The sequence below is a fragment of the Pseudomonas sp. S4_EA_1b genome (assembly GCF_016307435.1).
GTDB classification, from domain to species: Bacteria; Pseudomonadota; Gammaproteobacteria; order Pseudomonadales; family Pseudomonadaceae; genus Aquipseudomonas; species Aquipseudomonas rhodesiae.
In genome coordinates this window covers 1-4,572 of sequence record NZ_JAEILC010000158.1, presented here as the reverse complement: position 1 = coordinate 4,572, position 4,572 = coordinate 1, and the positions used below count along the sequence as shown (strand labels likewise).

Below are 4,572 nucleotides of genomic sequence, written 5' to 3'. Positions count from 1 at the left end.
GTCACCGTTGGGTCACCGTTTCTCGCTGGCTTTGGTAGAATGCTATCGGAAGCGGTTGGACTGTGTAAACTGTAATGATCCAATGAATACAGTGCTTTAGGTGATTTTGTTGGATTTATTAAGACTGGTTTGGAATACGGTTCACCTTTATGGGGTGCTAGGGGTCGAGTGTTCGAATCACTCCGTCCCGACCATATAATTCAAGGGGTTGCGAGATTTTATCTCGCGACCCCTTTTTATTTTTAGGCGTTTTTACCCCTACAAAAGCTCTGGCTCTTGGTGGAATTTTCAGCTGATACAAAGGTCATGGCGCGAGGAGAGTGCCTCGCTGTGTCCTGGTCGCTTGAGCAGAAGGGGGCGACCGTTAAAGAGCCTTTTCCGGCGCCGGTTGGTCGTTGGGTTGGGCGATGATTGTTTTGAGTTCTGCGCTCATGGGGAATTTGAGATTCAAGCCTTTGGGAGGGATGGGCTGAGTAAACCATTTATCGTAGATGGCGTTGATTTCGCCCGAGACGAAAAGTGACTTGATCGAGTCATCCACGACTTTTTTGAGATCCGGATCACCCCGACGCATTGTGCAACCATAGATTTCGTTGGATTGCGGGGTGCCGGTCACCACCCAATCTTCCGGTTTCTTTGCCTTGGCCATCTCGCCCGCCAGCAATGCGTCGTCCTGCATAAACGCAATGGCGCGGCCGGACTCGAGCATTTGGTAAGACTCTCCAATGTCTTTGGCAGAGATGACGTTCATGTTCATCTTTTTCTCGGCATTTATGACCTTGAGCATCCGTTCGGCAGTGCTGCCAGCAGTGGTCACTACGTTCTTGCCATTGAGATGGTCAAAGTCTTTGTAGATCGAATCCTTTCGGACCAACAGTCGAGTGCTGGCTTCGAAGATGCCGACTGAAAATTCGACTTGCTGCGCCCTCTCTGCGGTATTGGTTGTAGAACCGCACTCCAGATCGACAGTACCGTTTTGCACAAGCGGGATGCGCGTTTGTGACGTCACCAGGTTGTACCGTACGTTCAGCTCGGGCATCTCAAGTTCCTGCTTGATAGCGTCGACAATTTTCAATTGGATGTCATGCGAGTAGCCAACTGGTTTGCCGGAAGCGTCGGCGATGTAGGAGAACGGAATNNCTTAATTTTTTTAAGTGTACCGGTAAGTTCGGCAGCCATCGCTGGCGTGAAGGTTAACGCCGCAGTCAGCGTAACGCCCAGCATTGCAGGGAAGACTCGCATCAAAAGCTCCTCATAAAGGTGGGGCGAGTCTTTTTCTGACTCGCCCATCTTTGGCTCAGCGGACGTTTTCGCTGGGCCTGGCGACTTGCTTGTTGTTAGTGACGGTCCAGCCAGACGGTCTGTGCATTACAGAATTCGCGCACACCGAAATGCGAAAGCTCACGGCCAAACCCGCTTTTCTTTACGCCGCCGAAGGTGACGCGTGGGTCGGTTGCGCAATAGCCATTGATGAACACGCCTCCGGTTTCCAGTTCGCCGGCCAGCTTCTGGGCCAGTTGGACATTGCGTGTGTAGATGGTCGAGGCGAGCCCAAATTCACTGTCGTTAGCCAGTTCCAATGCATGTGCGGCGTCCCGCGCGGTGATGATCGATGCCACGGGCCCAAACAATTCCTGTTTGAATGAGGTCATCTGGTCGGTGACATCACCAAAGACCGTAGGCTCGTAGTAGTTGCCAGGGCCTTCGGCCTTTCTGCCTCCCAACAACAAGGTCGCACCTTCTTCCAGGGTGTCTCGGACCTGACGATCCAGTTCATCGCGCAAATCAAAGCGGGCCATGGGCCCTATGTAAGTGTCTGTGGCCAGTGGATCGCCGATGACCAACTTGGAGGTGGATTCGACAAACTTGCGGGTAAATTCCTCGACAACGCCTTGTTCGACAATTAAGCGTTTAGCCGCCGCGCAGACTTGTCCGGTGTTTTGGTAGCGGCCAATCACAGCGGCTTTGACAGCTTCGTCCAGGTCGGCGTCGTTGAGCACTATGAAGGGATCTGAGCCACCCAGTTCCAACACACATTTTTTCAAAGCTGCACCCGCCTGTGCCCCAATAGCCATGCCCGCTCGGACGCTGCCAGTGAGCGTGACCGCGGCGATGCGAGTGTCTGTTATCGCAGTGGAGACACCGTCGGGCGTGACATTGATGACTTCGAACACACCTTCAGCAAAGCCGGCGCGCTTGAACGCGTCTAGTAGCAGATAGGCGCATCCCATCACGTTCGGCGCATGTTTGAGGACGTAGGTATTGCCGGCAATCAACGCCGGGACGGCGCCACGCAGCACCTGCCAGATCGGAAAGTTCCAAGGCATCACGGCGAGAATCGGACCCAGTGGACGATATTCAATTCGTGCCTTTCCGCCCTCAACCTGAGTGGGTTCGGCGGTTAGCATGGCGGGGCCGTGCTCGGCGTACCACTCACAGAGTTGCGCACACTTTTCAATCTCACCGCGCGCCTGAGTGTTGGGTTTGCCCATCTCTTGAGTGATCATCTTCGCCATCGCTTCTGCGTTGTCGCGCAATGCCCTTGCCAAAGCGATCAGTGCTTGCGAACGCATTTCGACGGGTTGGCTACGCCAGGTGGAAAACCCCTTGTTAGCACGTGACAGTGATGCCTCCAGTTCCGATGCGGATTCGAAGGGGTAGTGGCCGATCTGCTCACCATTGGCGGGATTGATTGAAATGGCATGGGTAAGGCTGGAAACGTTAGTCATGACACCGTCCTGTAGGATGGGAATGGATTCATAGCTTCTAAGCAACGGCGCCGGTGTTGAATCAGGTCGCGCGAGCCAAAATGGATTGCGCGCGACCAATGACCGGCGCATCGACCATTTGCCCATCCAGCACGAAAACGCCTTCACCTGAACGAGCGGCTTCGATAATGCGTTGCGCCCAGTGCAATTCTTCCTGGCTTGGTTTTAGCGCCTGATGAATGATCGCGACTTGGGTTGGATGGATACAAAGCGCGCCACCAAAGCCCATGTCGCGTGCAAAATGAACCGCGCGTAGTAGCCCAGCGGTGTCCTGGATCGACGGAAATACTCCATCCAACGCTGGAGCGAGCACTGCAACCCGGGTGGCGAGCAAAACGGCGTAGCGCGCATGGCTAAGGATTTCTTCGGCGGCATGGCTGCCAGTAGTCAGGTTCAGGTCCAGACCCAGATCCAGACTACCGAACGACAACCGCTCAACGCCTTGAGTGCCGGCAATTTCGTTGAGTGCTGACAAGCCCTTCGCGCTCTCGATGATTGGCCAAATCGGTTTTTCGGTACCGGCAGCTGTGGTGACCTGTTTCGCGCTTTCTGCTTTGGGTAGCAGAATTCCGATAACGCCGGCGTGGCGTCGGCAAAGATCCAGATCCGCAACATGCGCCCAGTGATCCGGGGCATTCACTCGGACCAGAATCCGTGCATCCGGGGCTTCGCTCAGGAACGCGTCGAGATTATCCCTCGCCTGCTCCTTGAGGTTTTCTTGCACGGCATCTTCCAAGTCAACGATGACTCGATCCGCCCCGGTGGCAATAGCTTTTGAGATGCGCTCTGGTCGAGTAGCCGGCACAAACAGGGCGGAGCGAACAATTGATTTGCTCATGGCGTTGCTCCATTGCTGAACTCGATCTCTCCGATCTGTGCTGTGCCGTCCTGATTGCCAGCCCAGACCTGTGCCTTGCCGTTTTCGATTAGACGTCCGCCCACCTGGAAAGGCTTAGGCGAAATCAGAGGTCGTACTCCGCGGAATGCGAAACGCTCCAGGCGCGCAGTTGGATGCGCTTTGGTAAAGGCACGCAAATTCAACGTGGCGATCAATGGACCATGTACCACCAGCCCCGGATAACCTTCGGTCTCTGTCACATACGGCCAGTCATAGTGAATACGATGACCATTGAAGGTCACTGCGGAATAGCGAAACAGCAGGGTTGGAGTGGGCTCTATCCGTTCCTGCCATTGGCCTTCAGGTAGCTTTTCGGTACCGTTCAGTTTGGGCGGGGAAGGTTCACGGTAAACAATGTCCTGATCGTCTTGAAGGGCGCGTTTGCCGTCCTGGAAAAACTCATGGCGTACTGTGACGAACAATAAGGAACCCGTGCGACCGTGCTTCTCCTCGACGTTGAGGATGGTCGATACACAGGTCACTTCAGCATCCACTTTTAATGGCTGGAAAAACTCAATTCGGCTTCCCGCCCACATGCGATTGCGGTTATGGGCCGGCGGCAAAAATCCCCCAAGCGCTGGATGGCCGTCCGGCCCCAGTTCGCTGGCACCCACCGGCTCCTGAAAAAATGCCCAGTGCCACAGGGGCGGCAGCGGCTCACCGGGTTGTGGTGCCGACTCGCCCAATGTCGCGGCAATGCGTCTGACCAGAGTGAAACTGATCCGGTCCTGGCTTTCCTGACGTCGTCCAATCCAGGCGGAAAAATCGGAACTGCTGCTCATATTCTTTGCTCCAGTCGGTCAGTGATCAGGCCAGGGTGGCCATTTCTGGAATCGCTTCAAAAAGATCCGCCACCAGGCCGTAATCGGCCACCTGGAAGATCGGCGCTTCTTCGTCCTTGTTGAT

At 55.0% G+C, this 4,572-nt stretch carries 3 protein-coding genes and 2 pseudogenes; all 5 read right to left on the bottom strand.

The window, feature by feature from the left end:
* Positions 1-364: 364 nt before the first annotated feature.
* Positions 365-1,242, bottom strand: a pseudogene (locus YA0848_RS34030) (transporter substrate-binding domain-containing protein).
* Positions 1,243-1,337: 95 nt separating this feature from the next.
* Positions 1,338-2,729 carry an aldehyde dehydrogenase family protein gene (locus YA0848_RS34025; RefSeq protein ID WP_034114364.1) on the bottom strand — a complete coding sequence of 464 codons (1,392 nt, stop codon included), beginning with the start codon at positions 2,727-2,729 and terminating at the stop codon, positions 1,338-1,340.
* A gap of 61 nt (positions 2,730-2,790) precedes the next feature.
* Entirely contained in the window at positions 2,791-3,606 is an 816-nt protein-coding gene (locus YA0848_RS34020; protein ID WP_034099100.1) for an HpcH/HpaI aldolase/citrate lyase family protein, read from the bottom strand.
* Positions 3,603-4,448 (bottom strand): FAS1-like dehydratase domain-containing protein, encoded by an 846-nt coding sequence (locus YA0848_RS34015; protein ID WP_034099098.1) that lies wholly within the window; start codon positions 4,446-4,448, stop codon positions 3,603-3,605. The genes YA0848_RS34020 and YA0848_RS34015 overlap by 4 nt, the downstream gene beginning before the upstream one ends.
* Positions 4,449-4,473: 25 nt before the next feature.
* Positions 4,474-4,572 (bottom strand): annotated as a pseudogene (locus YA0848_RS34010) (electron transfer flavoprotein subunit alpha/FixB family protein); the annotation flags it as partial.